General features: G+C 61.6%; 12 protein-coding genes and 1 pseudogene. 11 read left to right on the forward strand and 2 right to left on the reverse strand.

What is annotated here, in order from left to right; all coding sequences use genetic code 11:
• Positions 1 to 89: 89 nt before the first annotated feature.
• The 8 genes and pseudogenes from ACTJK9_RS12260 (at position 90) to ACTJK9_RS12295 (ending at position 9,447) form a co-directional block, all read left to right on the forward strand.
• A complete protein-coding gene (locus tag ACTJK9_RS12260; RefSeq protein ID WP_007951175.1) occupies positions 90 to 608 on the forward strand; it encodes an RNA polymerase sigma factor in 519 nt (172 codons plus the stop codon).
• Between the two features lie 123 nt (positions 609 to 731).
• Positions 732 to 1,697 carry a FecR family protein gene (locus tag ACTJK9_RS12265; protein WP_440814058.1) on the forward strand — a complete coding sequence of 322 codons (966 nt, stop codon included), beginning with the start codon at positions 732 to 734 and terminating at the stop codon, positions 1,695 to 1,697.
• A gap of 122 nt (positions 1,698 to 1,819) precedes the next feature.
• Positions 1,820 to 4,405, forward strand: a complete 2,586-nt coding sequence (locus ACTJK9_RS12270) for a TonB-dependent receptor (protein WP_440814061.1) — start codon at positions 1,820 to 1,822, stop codon at positions 4,403 to 4,405.
• Positions 4,406 to 4,516: 111 nt separating this feature from the next.
• Positions 4,517 to 5,113 carry a biliverdin-producing heme oxygenase gene (locus ACTJK9_RS12275; RefSeq protein ID WP_440814063.1) on the forward strand — a complete coding sequence of 199 codons (597 nt, stop codon included), beginning with the start codon at positions 4,517 to 4,519 and terminating at the stop codon, positions 5,111 to 5,113.
• 162 nt (positions 5,114 to 5,275) lie between these two features.
• The gene (locus ACTJK9_RS12280; protein WP_085610798.1) at positions 5,276 to 5,671 is read left to right on the forward strand and encodes a YbaN family protein; all 396 of its coding nucleotides are present in this window, start codon (positions 5,276 to 5,278) and stop codon (positions 5,669 to 5,671) included.
• Between the two features lie 453 nt (positions 5,672 to 6,124).
• Positions 6,125 to 7,132 (forward strand): annotated as a pseudogene (locus ACTJK9_RS12285) (PDC sensor domain-containing protein); the annotation flags it as partial.
• A gap of 102 nt (positions 7,133 to 7,234) precedes the next feature.
• Positions 7,235 to 7,990, forward strand: coding sequence for a methyl-accepting chemotaxis protein (locus tag ACTJK9_RS12290; protein ID WP_371320921.1), 756 nt, complete (start codon positions 7,235 to 7,237; stop codon positions 7,988 to 7,990).
• A 107-nt stretch (positions 7,991 to 8,097) separates the two neighbouring features.
• Positions 8,098 to 9,447, forward strand: coding sequence for a CoA transferase (locus ACTJK9_RS12295; protein ID WP_440814066.1), 1,350 nt, complete (start codon positions 8,098 to 8,100; stop codon positions 9,445 to 9,447).
• 13 nt (positions 9,448 to 9,460) lie between these two features.
• Here the strand turns inward: ACTJK9_RS12295 and ACTJK9_RS12300 are convergent, their stop codons facing one another.
• Positions 9,461 to 10,312, reverse strand: a complete 852-nt coding sequence (locus tag ACTJK9_RS12300) for a DNA-3-methyladenine glycosylase family protein (RefSeq protein WP_440814069.1) — start codon at positions 10,310 to 10,312, stop codon at positions 9,461 to 9,463.
• Positions 10,309 to 11,736, reverse strand: a complete 1,428-nt coding sequence (arcD, locus tag ACTJK9_RS12305) for an arginine-ornithine antiporter (protein WP_064598968.1) — start codon at positions 11,734 to 11,736, stop codon at positions 10,309 to 10,311. Before arcD (ACTJK9_RS12305) ends, ACTJK9_RS12300 begins: the two co-directional genes overlap by 4 nt.
• A gap of 448 nt (positions 11,737 to 12,184) precedes the next feature.
• Between arcD (ACTJK9_RS12305) and arcD (ACTJK9_RS12310) the strand changes: the two genes are divergently transcribed.
• The 3 genes from arcD (ACTJK9_RS12310) (at position 12,185) to ACTJK9_RS12320 (ending at position 15,983) form a co-directional block, all read left to right on the forward strand.
• Positions 12,185 to 13,612, forward strand: a complete 1,428-nt coding sequence (gene arcD / locus ACTJK9_RS12310; RefSeq protein WP_039766045.1) for an arginine-ornithine antiporter — start codon at positions 12,185 to 12,187, stop codon at positions 13,610 to 13,612.
• Between the two features lie 34 nt (positions 13,613 to 13,646).
• On the forward strand, positions 13,647 to 14,903 hold the full coding sequence (arcA, locus tag ACTJK9_RS12315) for an arginine deiminase (RefSeq protein WP_440814072.1): 1,257 nt from the start codon (positions 13,647 to 13,649) through the stop codon (positions 14,901 to 14,903).
• A gap of 69 nt (positions 14,904 to 14,972) precedes the next feature.
• Positions 14,973 to 15,983 carry an ornithine carbamoyltransferase gene (locus tag ACTJK9_RS12320; RefSeq protein WP_039766039.1) on the forward strand — a complete coding sequence of 337 codons (1,011 nt, stop codon included), beginning with the start codon at positions 14,973 to 14,975 and terminating at the stop codon, positions 15,981 to 15,983.
• Positions 15,984 to 16,010 lie beyond the last annotated feature (27 nt).

Consider the following 16,010-nt stretch of genomic DNA (forward strand, 5'->3'; position numbering starts at 1 on the left):
ACAGGGTTGATTTCAATCTGAAATCAACACTTGACCGCTCGGGCGGATGATAAGCATTATCATTCGCTCGAAATGGATCAGGTCTTCCCGTGAGTCAATCACACTTCAATCACGTCTTCCTCGCCCAGCGCACATCGCTGCTGCGGACCCTGGAACGGATGGTCAACAACCACAGCACCGCCGAAGACCTGTTGCAGGAAACCTACCTGCGCGTCACCCGGGCGCTGAGCGAACGGGCCATCGATCACCTTGAACCCTTTGTCTTCCAGACCGCGCGCAACCTGGCGCTGGATCATCTGCGTGCGCGCAAGATTCATTCGCGCACCATGGTCGACGACGTGCCGCAAGACGTGGTGCACAGCGTCGCCGCCCCCGCCAGCAGTGCCGAAGACGCCGCTCACGCCGAACAATTGCTGGAGCGCCTGAACGTGAGCCTCGGTGAACTCAGCCCCCGCCAACAGCAAATCTTCATCCTCAGCCGCCTGCACGGGCACAGCTATCAGGAAATCGCCGAAGAACTGAGCGTGTCCCTCAGCACGGTGCAGAAAGAACTCAAACTGATCATGACCATCTGCATCGGTGTCGCCGAGCGCCTGAACGGCGACTGATCTGCAAGCCTTGTCGGTATTCGACAGGATCGACTGCACTGATCATCGGGCTTTGTTACCCTTGCCCGACTTTTACGCTTCACTAAAAAAACAGCCGTGCACAGACACTGCCGAGGAAACACCGTGACGGACACCCACCGCTCCCCTTCGCCTTCATCGGCGCAGGACGCCGCCAGCGCAATGGACCAGGCTCTGGACTGGCTCATCGTGCTCGGCAGTCCGGACGAGGAGCAGACCCGGCAATTCCATGCCTGGCTGGCGGCCGATCCGTTGAATGCCGAGGCGTTCGCCAAGGCCCAGGCAATCTGGGACGGCCCGCAGATCGCCCAGTGCGCACAGAACCTCGCGGCCAAACCGAAGAAAGTCACCGTCCTCACTCGTTTGCGCCCGCACTGGAAGCCGCTGGCCACCGCCGCCGTTCTGCTGCTCGGGCTGTTCAGTTTCAGCAACCTGCCGATGCGTCTGCAGGCCGATCACCTGACCGTGGTCGGCGAGCGTCAGCGCCTGCAGCTTGAGGACGGTTCGAAAGTCCTGCTCAACACCAATTCCGCGTTCTCCAGCACGATCAACGATCAGCAGCGGGTCGCGCGGCTGTATCAAGGTGAAGCGTTTTTCGAGATCCCGGCCAGCCGCAGTCAGCCGCTGGAAATCGATGCCGGCCCGGTGAAGGCCAGCGTGCGCGACACCGCGTTCGCCGTACGTTATCTGGACGGCGTGGCGCAGGTGCGGGTGCAGCGCGGCGATGTCGATTTGCGGGCGACCCGCGACGACGCGCGGGTGCGGCTGACCGCCGGGGAAAGCATCCGCATCGGTCCCAACGGTTTCGACCGTCCGGCCAAGGTCGACGCCGCCACCGATCTGGCGTGGGTGCAGGGTCGGCTGATCTTCGAAAACTGCCCGCTGAACCAGGTGCTGGCCGAACTGCGCCGTTACTATCCGGGCTTCATCATCAACACCAACGAGCAGTTGGCCGACGTAGCCGTCACTGGCAATTACCGTCTCGACCAGCCGCTGGATGTGGTGCGTTCGCTCGCTCATATCACCTCGGCCAGGCTTCGGGAATTCCCGGCGCTGGTGATCTTGAACTAAATGAGAATTATTTTTACTCGATAGCCAAAGCTCGTTCGTCTCGTTATAGCCAATGCAATTGATTCGCATCTCGCGAGATCAATCAGCACCTATAAAGATTCGTGCGACACGGAGCGCTATCGATGTCCTCACGCCTTACCCGCCAGACTTCTTCCCCTTCCCGCGTGCTGTCGCTGCTGACCGCCGCCATCCTGATGGCCGGCACCGCGCCGCTGATGGCCGCCACCGAACAGCCGACGCGCAACATGGGCGACTACTCGTTCGCCATCGGCCAGCAGCCGCTGGTGTCTGCGCTCAATGCGTTCACCGCCGTCACGGGCTGGCAGGTCGGTTTGCCGGCGGAATTGGGTCAGGACGTGTCGTCGCCGGGCGTGCGCGGTTCGCTGCCACCGGAAAAAGCCCTGGAGCGCCTGTTGGTGGGGACCAACCTGAGCTTCCGCAAACTGAGCAACAACAACGTCGTGCTGGAAAAACGCGCCAGCGGCGGCGCACTCAACCTCGATCAGGTGACCATCAGTGCCACCCGTCAGGAACAGTCGGTGAGCAGCGTGCCTGCCACCGTCAGCGTGCAGACCCGCGAGGATCTGGATCGCAACAACGTCAACACCATCAAGGATCTGGTGCGCTACGAGCCGGGCGTGTCCGTCGGCGGCGCTGGCCAGCGCGGCGGGATCAGCGGCTACAACATTCGCGGTATCGACGGCGACCGGATTCTGACTCAGGTCGACGGCGTCGAAGTGCCGGACGGTTTCTTCAACGGCCCGTACGCCAAGACCCAGCGCAATTACGTTGACCCGGAAATCGTCAAACGCGTCGAAATCCTCCGTGGCCCGGCCTCGGTGCTGTACGGCAGCAACGCCATCGGCGGCGCCGTCAGCTACTACACCCTCGACCCGGACGACATCATCAAGCCCGGCAAAGATGTCGGCGCCCGCCTGAAAACCGGCTACAGCTCCGCCGACGAGAGCTGGCTGAAATCCGCCACCATCGCCGGTCGCGCCGATCAGTTCGACGGCTTGCTGCACTACAGCCAGCGCGACGGTCATGAAACCGATTCCTACGGCAGCAACAACGGCACGGGCCTGGAGCGCACCGCCGCCAACCCGGAAGACGTGAAAGCCACCAATGTGCTGGCCAAGATCGGCTGGAACTACAACGAAGGTTCGCGCCTGGGCCTGACCTACGAAAAGTACAAGGATGATCGCGACACCGATCAGAAAAGTGCTTACGGCGGCCCGTACTTCAACGGTGCCCCGACAATCCCGGACAGCGTGCTGCCCGGCGGCATGTACCAGTGGCGCACCGGCAACGACACCATCACCCGCGAGCGTTTCGGCCTGGAGCACAGCTTCGAGTTGAACAGCCTGCTGGCGGACAACGTGAAGTGGAGCCTCAACCACCAGACCGCCAAGACCGATCAGAGCACCGACGAGTTCTACTACCCGATCACCCGCAAAGTGCTGCGTACCCGCGACACGATTTACGAAGAGAAACAGTGGGTCTTCGACGCGCAACTGGACAAGGCATTCGCCATCGGTGACACCGATCATGTGCTGACTTACGGCACCACCATCAAGCAGCAGAAAGTCACCGGATCGCGCAGCGGCGACGGCAAGTGCCTGGCGATCGGTCGCGGCTGCACCGCCATTGGCGCCACCAGCGCGGCTGACGTGCTGAAAAAATCCAGCGACTTCCCGGACCCGACCATCAACACCTACAGCCTGTTCGCCCAGGATCAGATCAGCTGGAACAACTGGACCTTCTTGCCGGGCCTGCGCTACGACTACACCCAGCTCAAGCCGCACATCACCCAGGAATTCCTCAACACCGTGGCCGCCGACGGCCAGGGCACGGTCAGCGATTCGAACAAGACCTGGCACAAAGTCTCACCAAAATTCGGCCTGACCTACGCCCTGACCGAGAACTACACCTGGTACGGTCAGTACGCCGAAGGCTTCCGCACCCCGACCGCGAAAGCGCTGTATGGCCGCTTCGAGAACAGCACCACCGGCTACAACGTGGCACCGAACCCGGACCTGGAGCCGGAAAAAAGCAAAAGCTATGAAACCGGCCTGCGCGGCAACTTCGAGCAAGGCTCGTTCGACGTGGCGGTGTTCTATAACAAGTACCGCGACTTCATCAACGAAGACGCCGTCACCCCTGGCTACGACGAGTTGACCTTCCAGTCGAGCAACATCAAGCACGCCACCATCAAGGGTGCCGAAGTCAAAGGTCGCCTGAATCTCGATTCCTTCGGCGCGCCGCAAGGCCTGTACACCCAAGGCTCGATTGCCTACGCCTACGGTCGCAACAACGACAACGGCGAGCCGCTCAACAGCGTCAATCCGCTGACCGGCGTGTTCGGCCTCGGTTACGACCAGGACAACTACGGCGGCCTGCTGAGCTGGACCGTGGTCAAGAAAAAGGACCGCGTCGACGACAGCAACTTCAAGTCGCCTGACGGCGTCAGCAGTCAGTTCAAGACTCCGGGCTTCGGCATTCTCGATCTGGCCGGTTATTACAAGGTCACCGACGACGTCACCGTCAGCGGCGGCATCTACAACCTGACCGACAAGAAATACTGGCTGTGGGATGACGTGCGCGGTTACGACAGCGTCGGCGAAGCCTCGGTGACGCAACCGGCCAACCTAGATCGCCTGACGCAGCCGGGCCGCAACTTCGCGATCAACCTGGTCTGGGATATCTGATCCGGATGACCTCACGGCGCGTGTGCATGGCCGCGCCGTGAGGTTTTTTTACTGTCCGGCGCTTGCCCGTACGTCTCGTTATCAAGCGCCTCTTCTTTTCAAGGACATCTCATGAGCACCCCGGAAAAAGCCCTGCGTTCGCAACGCCTGAACCAGATCACCCACGAGCCGCACAGCAAGCTCGATGCGCTGGTCAAGGCCCACGCGCCGTTCGAGACCCGCGCCAACTTCGCCCGCTTCGTGGTCGCGCAGTACCTGTTCCAGTCGGAGTTGGTGGCGCTGTACAACGATGCCGAACTGAGCGCCATCGTCCCTGACCTGCCGGCCCGCTGCCGCGCCGAAGCCGCCAGGGCCGACCTCGCCGACCTCGACACCGAAGTGCCTGCGCCAGTCGCCGGCGCCGTGAAGAATCCGAGCAAGGCCCGCGCCCTGGGCTGGATCTTCGTCTCCGAGGGCTCCAAGCTCGGCGCCGCGTTCCTGATCAAACGCGCTGTCGCGCTGGACCTGAGCGAAACCTTCGGCGCCCGTCACCTGGGCGAGCCTGAAGGTGGTCGCGCTGAAGGCTGGAAGCGCTTTGTGCGCACCCTCGATTCGCTGCAATTCAGTGCTGAAGAAGAAGCGGAAGTGGAGCAAGGCGCGATTGATGCGTTCAACCGCTTCACCGTGCTGCTGGAACAGGCTTACGCCACAGAAGCCGAGCCGGCCTGAGCCACATCGACTGCCCATTGTGGGAGCTAGCCTGCTAGCGATTGCGGCCTGACATTCAATTCAGATGTCGACTGATATACCGCCATCGCGAGCAGGCTCGCTCCCACATGGGAACCGAGCAAGTCTGTAGAATCCCCGTTTCGCCTCACGCACTTCGAGCCCATGCCCCAACCCGCCGCCTCCCGACTCGCCCGCCTGCTGTTCGGCCTGCTCGCCTATGTCAGCCTCGGCATCGGTCTGATCGCCATCGTCGTGCCCGGCCTGCCGACCACCGAGTTCATCCTGCTCGCCGCCTGGGCCGCGACCCGCAGTTCGCCGCGCCTGAGTGCCTGGCTGGAAAACCATCGACTGTTCGGGCCGATCCTGAGCAACTGGCGCAACGGCAAGATCATCGCCCGCAAGGCCAAGGTCAGCGCCACGGTCAGCATGCTGCTGTGCGCCACGCTGATGTTAATGATGCTCGATCACGGCTGGCCAACCTATCTGGCCATTGCGGGGATGACCCTGGGCAACCTGTGGATCTGGTCGCGACCGGAAGCGTTGCCGAAGATTTCCTGATTTTTCCCTTGTTTTCAGGGTATTTACCCGCGCAAACGTTTAGCCGCGACCGCTCGTCGGCTGGTAATTCATGCCTCTGCGCCTCGCGCCGATGAGCATTGAATGGCGCTGAATGGATTTGGCGAACCGGGCACCTTCCTGCCCCTCAGCCAACAGCTCATCCATTCGCGAGAACGTCCCATGTTCGACTCCCTGTCCATCCGCCTGAAAATCGTCCTGCTCTCCGGCCTGTGCCTGCTCGGTGTGGTGGCGCTGATCGTTGGCATCAACATTTACCAGACCAACCAGAACGACGAACTGGTCAGTGCTTCCAGCAGCAAGATGCTCACCGCCAGCGTGCAGGACCTGCTGCAGGCCAAGGCCGCCGAGCAAGCGGTGCGGGTGCAGAAAACCTTCGGCGAGAGCCTGTTGGTGATCACCGCCCTGGCGGACCAGATCAAGGACATGCGAGTGATGGCCGCCAAGCGTTCGCTGGACGCCGGCGCCCTGCGTGAAGAGTTGAACCTGAGCCTGAAAACCGCCTTCGAGCGCAACAGCAAGGTGCTTGGCATCTGGCTGGCGTTCGAACCCAACGGACTGGACGGCAAGCACAGCGAATTCGCCAACGATGCCGCGCATCAGTCCAATGAAGCGGGACGTTTCGCCAGTTACTGGAGCCGTGCTGCGGGTCCGTCGTTGAACACGATCATGGTCGAAGACGACATGAACAAGACCACCCTCAGCGTCAGCGGCACGCCTTACAACAGCTGGTACACCTGCCCTCGCGACAACAAACGTACCTGTCTGCTTGATCCTTACGCTGACACCGTGGGCGGCAAGGAAATGCTCATGACCACCATTTCCGTGCCCCTGCTGGTGGACGGCAAGGCCATCGGCGTGGTCGGTGTCGACATTGCCCTCGACGCCCTGCAAGCGGCGGCCGTGGACTCTCAGCGTGACCTGTTCAACAGCGCCGGGCACATGCTGATCGTCTCCGGCAGCGGCGTGCTCGGTGCCTACAGCGCGGATGCCGGCAAGGTCGGCAAAAGCATCGGCGACACCCTCGGCGTCGAGGGCAAGGACGTGCTGCAACTGCTGAGTGCCGGCACACCGAAGATTCTCGAACGGGGCGACCTGATCCGCGCCGTGTATCCGGTCAACCCGATTGCCGACTCCAAGGCCTGGGGTGTGGTCATCGACCTGCCGAAACAAGTGCTGCTGGCCGACTCGGTCAAGCTCCAGGCAGTGCTCGACGACGCGCAGCAAACCGGCACCATTACCGCCCTCGCAGTTGCAGTGATCGCCGGCCTGATCGGTCTGCTGCTGATCTGGCTCACCGCCTCCGGCGTGACCCGTCCGATCAACAGCGTCGCCGAGATGCTGAAGAACATCGCCAGCGGCGAAGGCGACCTGACTCAGCGCCTGAACTACACCAAGCAGGATGAACTGGGCGAACTGGTGAACTGGTTCAACCGCTTCCTCGACAAGCTGCAACCGACCATCGCCCAGATCAAACAGAGCATCACCGAGGCTCGCGGCACCGCCGATCAATCGTCGGAAATCGCCCGCCAGACCAGTGAAGGCATGCAGGTGCAATTCCGCGAGATCGATCAGGTGGCCACCGCCTCCAACGAAATGAGCGCCACCGCCCACGACGTGGCCAACAGCGCCTCGAACGCTGCCAACGCCGCGAAAGGCGCCGACCAGTCGGCCAAGGACGGCATGTCGATCATCGAGCGCAGCACCCGTGACATCAATCAACTGGCCGATGAAGTCAGCAAAGCGGTGACCGAGGTCGAAGAGCTGGCGGTCAACAGCGAGCAGATCGGTTCGGTGCTGGAGGTGATCCGCAGCATTGCCGAGCAGACCAACCTGCTGGCGCTGAACGCCGCGATCGAAGCGGCCCGTGCCGGCGAAAGCGGTCGTGGTTTTGCGGTGGTGGCCGATGAGGTCCGCAACCTGGCGAAGCGCACCCAGGATTCGGTGGAAGAAATCCGCGTGGTCATCGAACGCATCCAGACCGGCACCCGTGGCGTGGTCGCGACCATGCACTCGAGCCAGACCCAGGCCCACAACAACGCCGGTCAGATCCGCCAGGCCGTGGACGCCCTCGGCAAGATCAGCGACGCGGTCACCGTGATCAGCGACATGAACCTGCAGATCGCCAGCGCCGCCGAACAGCAAAGCGCCGTGGCCGAAGAGGTCAACCGCAACGTCTCGGCGATCCGCACCGTCACCGAAACCCTGACCGAACAGGCCACCGAATCGGCGGCGATCAGCAGCCAGCTCAATGCATTGGCCAGCCAGCAGATGAAATTGATGGATCAGTTCCGCGTCTGAAAATCACCACTGCCCGCTCCCACAGGGGCCAGTGCTTGTACCAGAGCTTTCATCTGCCCAAACTTTGTTTTGCACTATCATCGCCCTCTCGTCCCGGAGGGCCTTCGATGACTGATCTGCTCACGTCCATTCAAGCCGCGCTCGGCTTGTCCCGCATGCCGATTCCGTTCACCGGCGAGGGCGCCCTGCCCTCGGCGTTTGCCGTCACCGACCTTGCCTGCGCAAGCATTGCTGCTGCCGGGCAAGCGGTCGCCGAACTCCTTCAGCAGCAAACCGGCCACTTGCCCGAAGTTGAAGTCGACCGCCGCCTCGCCTCTTTCTGGTTCGCCACCTCGCTGCGGCCGATCGGCTGGGAAGTGCCGCCGCTGTGGGATCCGGTGGCCGGCGACTACGCAACCCGAGACGGCTGGATCCGCCTGCACACCAACGCCCCGCATCACCGCACCGCCGCTGAAAGCGTGCTCGGCGCCTGTGCCGACCGCGCGGCGATGGCGGCGAAAGTTGCGCAATGGGCCAGTGCCGATCTGGAGCAAGCGGTGGTCGAGGCCAAGGGTTGTGCGGCTGAAATGCGCAGTTGGGAACAGTGGCAAAAACATCCCCAAGGGTTGGCGGTGAATGCCGAGCCCTTGGTGCATTTCAGTGATGGGAAGGAAGACAACCGTCGACCCTGGCAAGGCTCGGTGGCGCAGCCATTGGCGGGGCTCAAGGTGCTTGATCTGACCCGCGTACTGGCCGGCCCGACCGCCAGCCGCTTCCTCGCAGGGCTGGGCGCCAACGTCCTGCGCATCGACCCGCCGACCTGGAACGAACCCGGCGTGGTGCCGGAAGTGACCCTGGGCAAACGCTGTGCGCGACTGGATCTGCATGCTCCGGCAGATCGCGCAGTGTTCGAAAGTCTGCTCAAGGATGCCGACATTCTGTTGCACGGCTATCGCGCCGACGCCCTTGAACATCTCGGCTTCGGCGTCGACCGCCGCCGGCAACTGGCACCGGGGCTGATCGACGTCTGCCTGAACGCCTACGGCTGGAGCGGCCCGTGGCAGAATCGGCGCGGCTTCGACAGTCTGGTGCAGATGAGCAGCGGGATTGCCGAGGCCGGGCAACGCTGGAAGCAGGCTGACAAACCGACGCCGTTGCCAGTGCAGGCGCTGGACCATGCGACGGGGTATCTGATGGCGGCGAGTGTGATTCGGTTGCTGGCTGAACGGTTACGCAGTGGTCGAGGTGGATCGGCGCGGTTGTCGCTGGCGCGGACGGCGAAGTTGTTGGTTGAGCATGGGGCTGGGACGGACGAAGTGTTGCGTCCGGAAAATCCACAAGATCAAAGCTCGCTGGTGGAGCAGACACCGTGGGGACCGGCGCATCGGCTTCAAGCGCCGCTTCGTATCGCTGGAACGCCGTTGCAGTGGACTTTGCCGGCGACCGAGTTGGGCTCACATCCAGCGCAATGGTTTTGAAGGCATGCGGATATCAATCCGCACGACTCAAAGACGCCCACAACACCTGCGCCGCATACCCCCGAAACGGCCGCCAGGCCTCTGCCCGAACAGACAACTCCCGCGCCGTCATCCGCACGCCTTCCAGCACTTCCAGCGCCCGCAGCAACCCCACATCCCCGGTCGGAAACCCGTCCATGTCCCGCAACTGCCGCAGGGCAATGTACTGCGCCGTCCAGTCGCCAATCCCTTGCAGCGCCAGCAACCGCGCCGTCCCGGAGGCAAACAGCAGCGGATCCTCCAGCGACGCCTGCGCCACCCCGGACAAGGTGCGCCCGCGACTTTTCGGCATGCCCAGCGCCGCCAGATCAGCGTTCGCCAAAACCTTTGCCTGAGGAAAGACGTGAGTCAGGCCGGGCACTGAAGAACGCAAAGGCTCGCCATACTGCGCCACCAGTTTTCCCGCCAGCCGAATCGCCGCGACCACGGTGATCTGCTGCCCCAGCACCGCGCGAAACGCCAGTTCCAGACCATCCCACGCCCCCGGCACCCGCAACCCCGGCCGCTCGGCGATCAGCCGCGCCAGCAGCGGATCTACCGCCAGATGCCGCTGCATCTTGGGTAGATCCGCATCCAGATCAAACATCCGTCGCAAGCGCACAACAATCTCAGGAACCGCCGACGGATCCGGGAAATCCAGCTCCACCTCCAGCGCATCACCGTCGCCGGGCCAGACCGAAACCGTGCCCTGCACCCCGTTCAACCCGATGCTGCGCGAATACACGCCATCGACCACCGTCTCCATTCCCGCCACCGCCCGCGCTGCCAAAAACCCGAGCATCGCCGGCCAGTCGCAAGATCCGTGATAGTCGAGCCGTAACCTCACAGAGACAACACGCCGCTGTACAACCCGTAGGCCGCGAGCCCGGCCCCGGCGATCACGCAGGTGAAAATCCCCTTCTCGAGCGTGGTGAACAACGGCTCGCCCTGCTCATGCTTGGCCTTGGCGAACAGGATCACCCCCGGCGCATACAACAGCGCCGACAACAGCAGGTATTTCACCCCGCCGGCATACAACAGCCACACCGCGTAACACAGCGCGATGCCGCCGATCAGCAGATCCTTGGTGCGTTCGGCAGAGGCATGTTCATAGGTTTCTCCCCGCCCGCTCAACAGCACCGCATAGGCTGCCGACCACAGGTACGGCACCAGAATCATCGACGAGGCGAGGTAAATCAGACTGGTATAGGTGCCGGCGGAAAACAGCGTGATCAGCAGGAAAATCTGGATCATCACGTTGGTCAGCCACAACGCGTTGACCGGCACGTGGTTGGCGTTTTCCTTTTTCAGGAACGCCGGCATCGTGTTGTCCTTGGCGGTGGCGAACAGGATCTCCGCGCACAACAGCGCCCACGACAGCAACGCACCGAGCAACGAAATGGCCAGGCCCACGCTGATCAGCAACGCGCCCCATGGCCCGACGATGTGTTCCAGCACCGCGGCCAGTGACGGGTTCTGCAAGGTCGCCAGTTCCGGCTGGCTCATGATCCCGAGCGACAACACATTGACCAGCACCAGCAACGCCAGCACACCGATAAAACCAATCACTGTGGCGCGGCCCACATCCGTGCGCTTCTCCGCCCGGGCCGAGTAAACGCTGGCGCCTTCGATACCAATGAACACGAACACGGTGACCAGCATCATGTTGCGCACCTGATCCATCACGCCGCCGAAATTCGGGTTGCTGCGGCCCCAGATGTCGCGGGTAAAAATCTCGGCCTTGAACGCCACGGCGGCAATGACCACGAACATGATCAACGGAATGATCTTGGCCACGGTGGTCAACTGATTGATCAGCGCCGCCTCCTTGATCCCGCGCATCACCAGAAAATGCACGGCCCACAGCAACACCGAGGCGCAACCGATGGCGATCGGCGTATTGCCTTGGCCGAACACCGGAAAGAAGTAGCCGAGGGTGCTGAACAGCAACACGAAATACCCGACGTTGCCCAGCCAGGCACTGATCCAGTAACCCCACGCCGAAGAAAAGCCCATGTAGTCGCCGAACCCGGCCTTGGCGTAGGCATACACGCCGGAGTCCAGTTCCGGTTTGCGATTGGCCAGGGTCTGGAACACGAAAGCCAGGGTGAGCATGCCGATCGCCGTGATGCCCCAGCCGATCAGGATGGCGCCGGCATCGGCCCGGGCTGCCATGTTCTGCGGCAGGGAAAAAATCCCCCCGCCAATCATCGAACCCACCACCAGGGCGATCAGTGCGCCAAGGCGCAGCTTTTGCGTCGGTTGCGACATTCCAGCGTCTCCAGGTTCCCGAGGTCGGCATTGGCCGCCCATGGTGATGTAACCGGTATTAACCAAACGGTTAGAGCGTAAGTACGTTTATTGAATAACGCCAATCAGCGTCTTTTATATATAGCGGATGGCACTAATGCGTAGCACGGATAGGCAGTTTTGTGTGCGAATCCTGATAATTCGATTCTGTACTGAAAACAGAGGCGAAAAATTTGCCAAACCTTGAAAACGGACTAGCGTGATAACTCGAAAGTAATAGGAAAAGTTCCCAACTACATATGCCGAAAGCCTCTGGGACAGGCCTTACAGGCAAGAGCCTTATGCCATCAGACGTTTCATAAGTCATTCATTAACAATGGAATGTGACCATGCACTGATCTAAGTCAGCTGTTTGAATAGTCAACAGAACTACGCTGTGAACTCTTCTCTCCTGCAATGGAGTCATGCAATGTCTGAAGCTCCCGGAAAACTGCGACTAGGTGCACTGGTTGCATTGGTAGTCGGCTCAATGATCGGTGGCGGGATATTCTCTTTGCCACAAAACATGGCCGCCAGTGCCGACGTCGGCGCGGTTCTGATCGGCTGGGCCATCACCGCTGTCGGCATGCTCACCCTCGCTTTCGTCTTTCAAACCCTCGCCAATCGCAAGCCTGACCTGGACGGCGGTGTCTACGCCTACGCCAAGGCCGGTTTCGGCGACTACATGGGTTTCTCCTCGGCCTGGGGCTACTGGATCAGTGCCTGGCTGGGCAACGTCGGTTACTTCGTTCTGCTGTTCAGCACCCTCGGGTATTTCTTTCCGGTTTTTGGGGAAGGCAACACCGTTGCTGCCGTGATCGGCGCCTCTGTGCTGTTGTGGGGCGTGCACTTTCTGGTGCTGCGCGGGATCAAGGAGGCGGCGTTCATCAACCTCGTGACCACCGTCGCCAAGGTCGTGCCGCTGCTGCTGTTCGTGCTGATCGCGATCTTCGCCTTCAAACTGGACATCTTCACCGCTGACATCTGGGGCGTGAAAAACCCGGATCTGGGCAGCGTGATGAACCAGGTGCGCAACATGATGCTGGTCACCGTGTGGGTGTTCATCGGCATCGAAGGCGCGAGCATCTTCTCGGCCCGGGCGGAAAAACGTTCGGACGTCGGCAAGGCCACCGTGATCGGTTTCATCACCGTGCTGCTGTTCCTGGTGCTGGTGAACGTGCTGTCGCTGGGCATCATGACTCAGCCGGAACTGGCCAAGCTGCAGAACCCGTCGATGGCTGCGGTGCTGGAGCATGTGGTCGGTCACTGGGGCGCGGTGCTGATCAGCGTCGGTCTGATCATCTCGCTGCTGGGGGCGTTGCTGTCGTGGGTGCTGCTGTGTGCGGAGATCATGTTCGCCGCCGCCAAGGACCACACCATGCCGGAGTTCCTGCGCAAGGAAAACGCCAACCACGTGCCGGTCAACGCCCTGTGGCTGACCAACGCGATGGTGCAGCTGTTCCTGATCATCACTCTGTTCTCGGCCAGCACTTACCTGTCGCTGATCTACCTCGCCACATCGATGATTCTGGTGCCGTACCTGTGGTCGGCGGCCTACGCCCTGCTCCTGGCAGTGCGCGGCGAAAGCTACGAAGGCTTCGCGGCCGAACGGCGCAAGGACCTGATCATCGGCGGTATCGCCCTGATCTATGCGGTGTGGCTGCTCTACGCCGGTGGCGTGAAGTACCTGCTGCTGTCGGCCCTGCTCTATGCCCCCGGCGCGATCCTGTTCGCCAAGGCCAAGCTCGAACTCAAACAACCGGTTTTCACCAACGTCGAGAAGCTGATTTTCGCCGCAGTGGTCGTGGGCGCCCTGGTGGCAGCCTACGGACTGTATGACGGCTTCCTGACTCTGTAATTGCCCAACGTTTTCACTCTGGAGGATCACTGAAATGACCACGGAAAAAGTTAAGTACGGCGTCCATTCCGAAGCCGGCAAACTGCGCAAAGTCATGGTTTGCTCCCCAGGTCTGGCCCATCAGCGGCTGACCCCGAACAACTGCGATGAACTGCTGTTCGACGACGTGCTGTGGGTCGCCCAGGCCAAGCGCGACCACTTCGACTTCGTGACCAAGATGCGTGAGCGCGGGATCGACGTGCTGGAAATGCACAACCTGCTGACCGACATCGTCGCCATCCCTGAAGCGCTGGACTGGATCCTCGAACGCAAGGTCACTGCCGATTCGGTGGGCCTGGGCCTGATCAACGAAGTCAAATCCTGGCTGAAAAGCCTGGAGCCGCGACACATCGCCGAATTCCTGATTGGCGGCGTGTCCGCCGATGACCTGCCGGACAGCTTCGGTGGCAAAACCATCCAGATGTTCCGCGACTTCCTCGGCCACTCCAGCTTCATTCTGCCGCCGCTGCCGAACACTCAGTTCACCCGCGACACCACCTGCTGGATTTACGGTGGCGTGACGCTGAACCCGATGTACTGGCCGGCGCGTCGTCAGGAAACCCTGCTGACCACCGCCATCTACAAATTCCATCCGCAATTCACCAACGCCGATTTCGAAATCTGGTACGGCGACCCGGACAAGGATCACGGCAGCTCGACCCTCGAAGGCGGCGACGTGATGCCGATCGGCAACGGCGTGGTGCTGATCGGTATGGGCGAGCGTTCATCCCGTCAGGCCATCGGCCAACTGGCGCTGAACCTGTTCCAGAACAAGGCCGTGGAAAAAGTCATCGTTGCCGGCCTGCCGAAGTCCCGTGCAGCGATGCACCTGGATACCGTGTTCAGCTTCTGCGACCGCGACCTGGTCACGATCTTCCCGGAAGTGGTCAACCAGATCGTCGCCTTCACCCTGCGCCCTGACGAAAGCAAGCAGGGCGGCATCGACATCCGTCGCGAAGAAGGCACCTTCCTCGACGTCGTGGCCAAAGCCCTCAACCTGCCGAAACTGCGCGTCGTCGAAACCGGCGGCAACAGCTTCGCCGCCGAACGCGAGCAATGGGATGACGGCAACAACGTGGTGGCCGTGGAACCGGGCGTGGTCATCGGCTACGACCGCAACACCTACACCAACACACTGCTGCGCAAGGCGGGGGTGGAGGTCATCACCATCAGCGCCGGCGAACTCGGTCGTGGCCGCGGCGGCGGCCACTGCATGACTTGCCCGATCATCCGCGACCCTATCGATTACTAAACGACCATCTCCCCGGCCGCACCTATCCCGTAGCGGCCGGGCCGATTACCGAATCCAAGGAGAATCATCATGGCGTTCAACATTCATAACCGTAACCTGCTCAGCCTGGAACACCACACCCCACGTGAGCTGCGCTACCTGCTCGACCTGTCCCGCGACCTCAAGCGCGCCAAATACACCGGCACCGAGCAGCAACACCTGAAGGGCAACAACATCGCCCTGATCTTCGAAAAAACCTCGACCCGCACCCGCTGCGCGTTCGAAGTCGCCGCTTATGACCAGGGCGCCAACGTCACCTACATCGACCCGAACTCCTCGCAAATCGGCCACAAGGAAAGCATGAAGGACACCGCCCGCGTGCTGGGTCGCATGTACGACGCCATCGAGTACCGTGGCTTCAAGCAGGAAATCGTCGAAGAGCTGGCCAAGTTCGCCGGCGTGCCGGTGTTCAACGGCCTGACCGATGAATATCACCCGACCCAGATGATCGCCGACGTGCTGACCATGCGTGAGCACGCCGACAAGCCGATCCACGAAATCAGCTACGCCTACCTGGGCGACGCGCGTAACAACATGGGCAATTCGCTGCTGCTGGTGGGCTCCAAACTCGGTATGGACGTGCGCATCTGCGCGCCGAAAGCCCTGTGGCCGCACGACGACCTGGTGGATCGCTGCAAAAAATACGCAGAGGAAAGCGGCGCGCGCATCACCCTGACCGAAGACCCGAAAGCCGCGGTCAAGGGCGTGGACTTCATCCACACCGACGTCTGGGTATCGATGGGCGAGCCGGTGGAAGCCTGGGCCGAGCGTATCCAGCAACTGCTGCCGTATCAGGTCAACGCCGAGCTGATGAAAGCCACCGGCAACCCGCGCACCAAGTTCATGCACTGCCTGCCGGCGTTCCACAACAGCGATACCAAGGTCGGCAAACAGATCGCCGAACAGTATCCGCACCTGAAAAACGGCATCGAAGTGACCGACGACGTGTTCGAGTCGCCAGCCTGCATCGCCTTCGAGCAAGCGGAAAACCGCATGCACACCATCAAGGCGATTCTGGTGTCGACTTTGGCTGATCTGTAACCCACTGAGGGAACCGCCTCCCCATGT

The organism is Pseudomonas sp. 22082, from assembly GCF_052046055.1.
GTDB lineage: Bacteria > Pseudomonadota > Gammaproteobacteria > Pseudomonadales > Pseudomonadaceae > Aquipseudomonas > Aquipseudomonas pharyngis.

Coding starts and splice junctions, on each gene's coding strand:
- ACTJK9_RS12270 (WP_440814061.1), top strand. CDS start 1,820: ATGTCCTCACGCCTTACCCGCCAGACTTCTTCCCCTTCCCGCGTGCTG.
- ACTJK9_RS12275 (WP_440814063.1), top strand. CDS start 4,517: ATGAGCACCCCGGAAAAAGCCCTGCGTTCGCAACGCCTGAACCAGATC.
- ACTJK9_RS12280 (WP_085610798.1), top strand. CDS start 5,276: ATGCCCCAACCCGCCGCCTCCCGACTCGCCCGCCTGCTGTTCGGCCTG.
- ACTJK9_RS12290 (WP_371320921.1), top strand. CDS start 7,235: ATGCAGGTGCAATTCCGCGAGATCGATCAGGTGGCCACCGCCTCCAAC.
- ACTJK9_RS12295 (WP_440814066.1), top strand. CDS start 8,098: ATGACTGATCTGCTCACGTCCATTCAAGCCGCGCTCGGCTTGTCCCGC.
- arcD (WP_064598968.1), bottom strand. CDS start 11,736: ATGTCGCAACCGACGCAAAAGCTGCGCCTTGGCGCACTGATCGCCCTG.
- arcD (WP_039766045.1), top strand. CDS start 12,185: ATGTCTGAAGCTCCCGGAAAACTGCGACTAGGTGCACTGGTTGCATTG.
- arcA (WP_440814072.1), top strand. CDS start 13,647: ATGACCACGGAAAAAGTTAAGTACGGCGTCCATTCCGAAGCCGGCAAA.
- ACTJK9_RS12320 (WP_039766039.1), top strand. CDS start 14,973: ATGGCGTTCAACATTCATAACCGTAACCTGCTCAGCCTGGAACACCAC.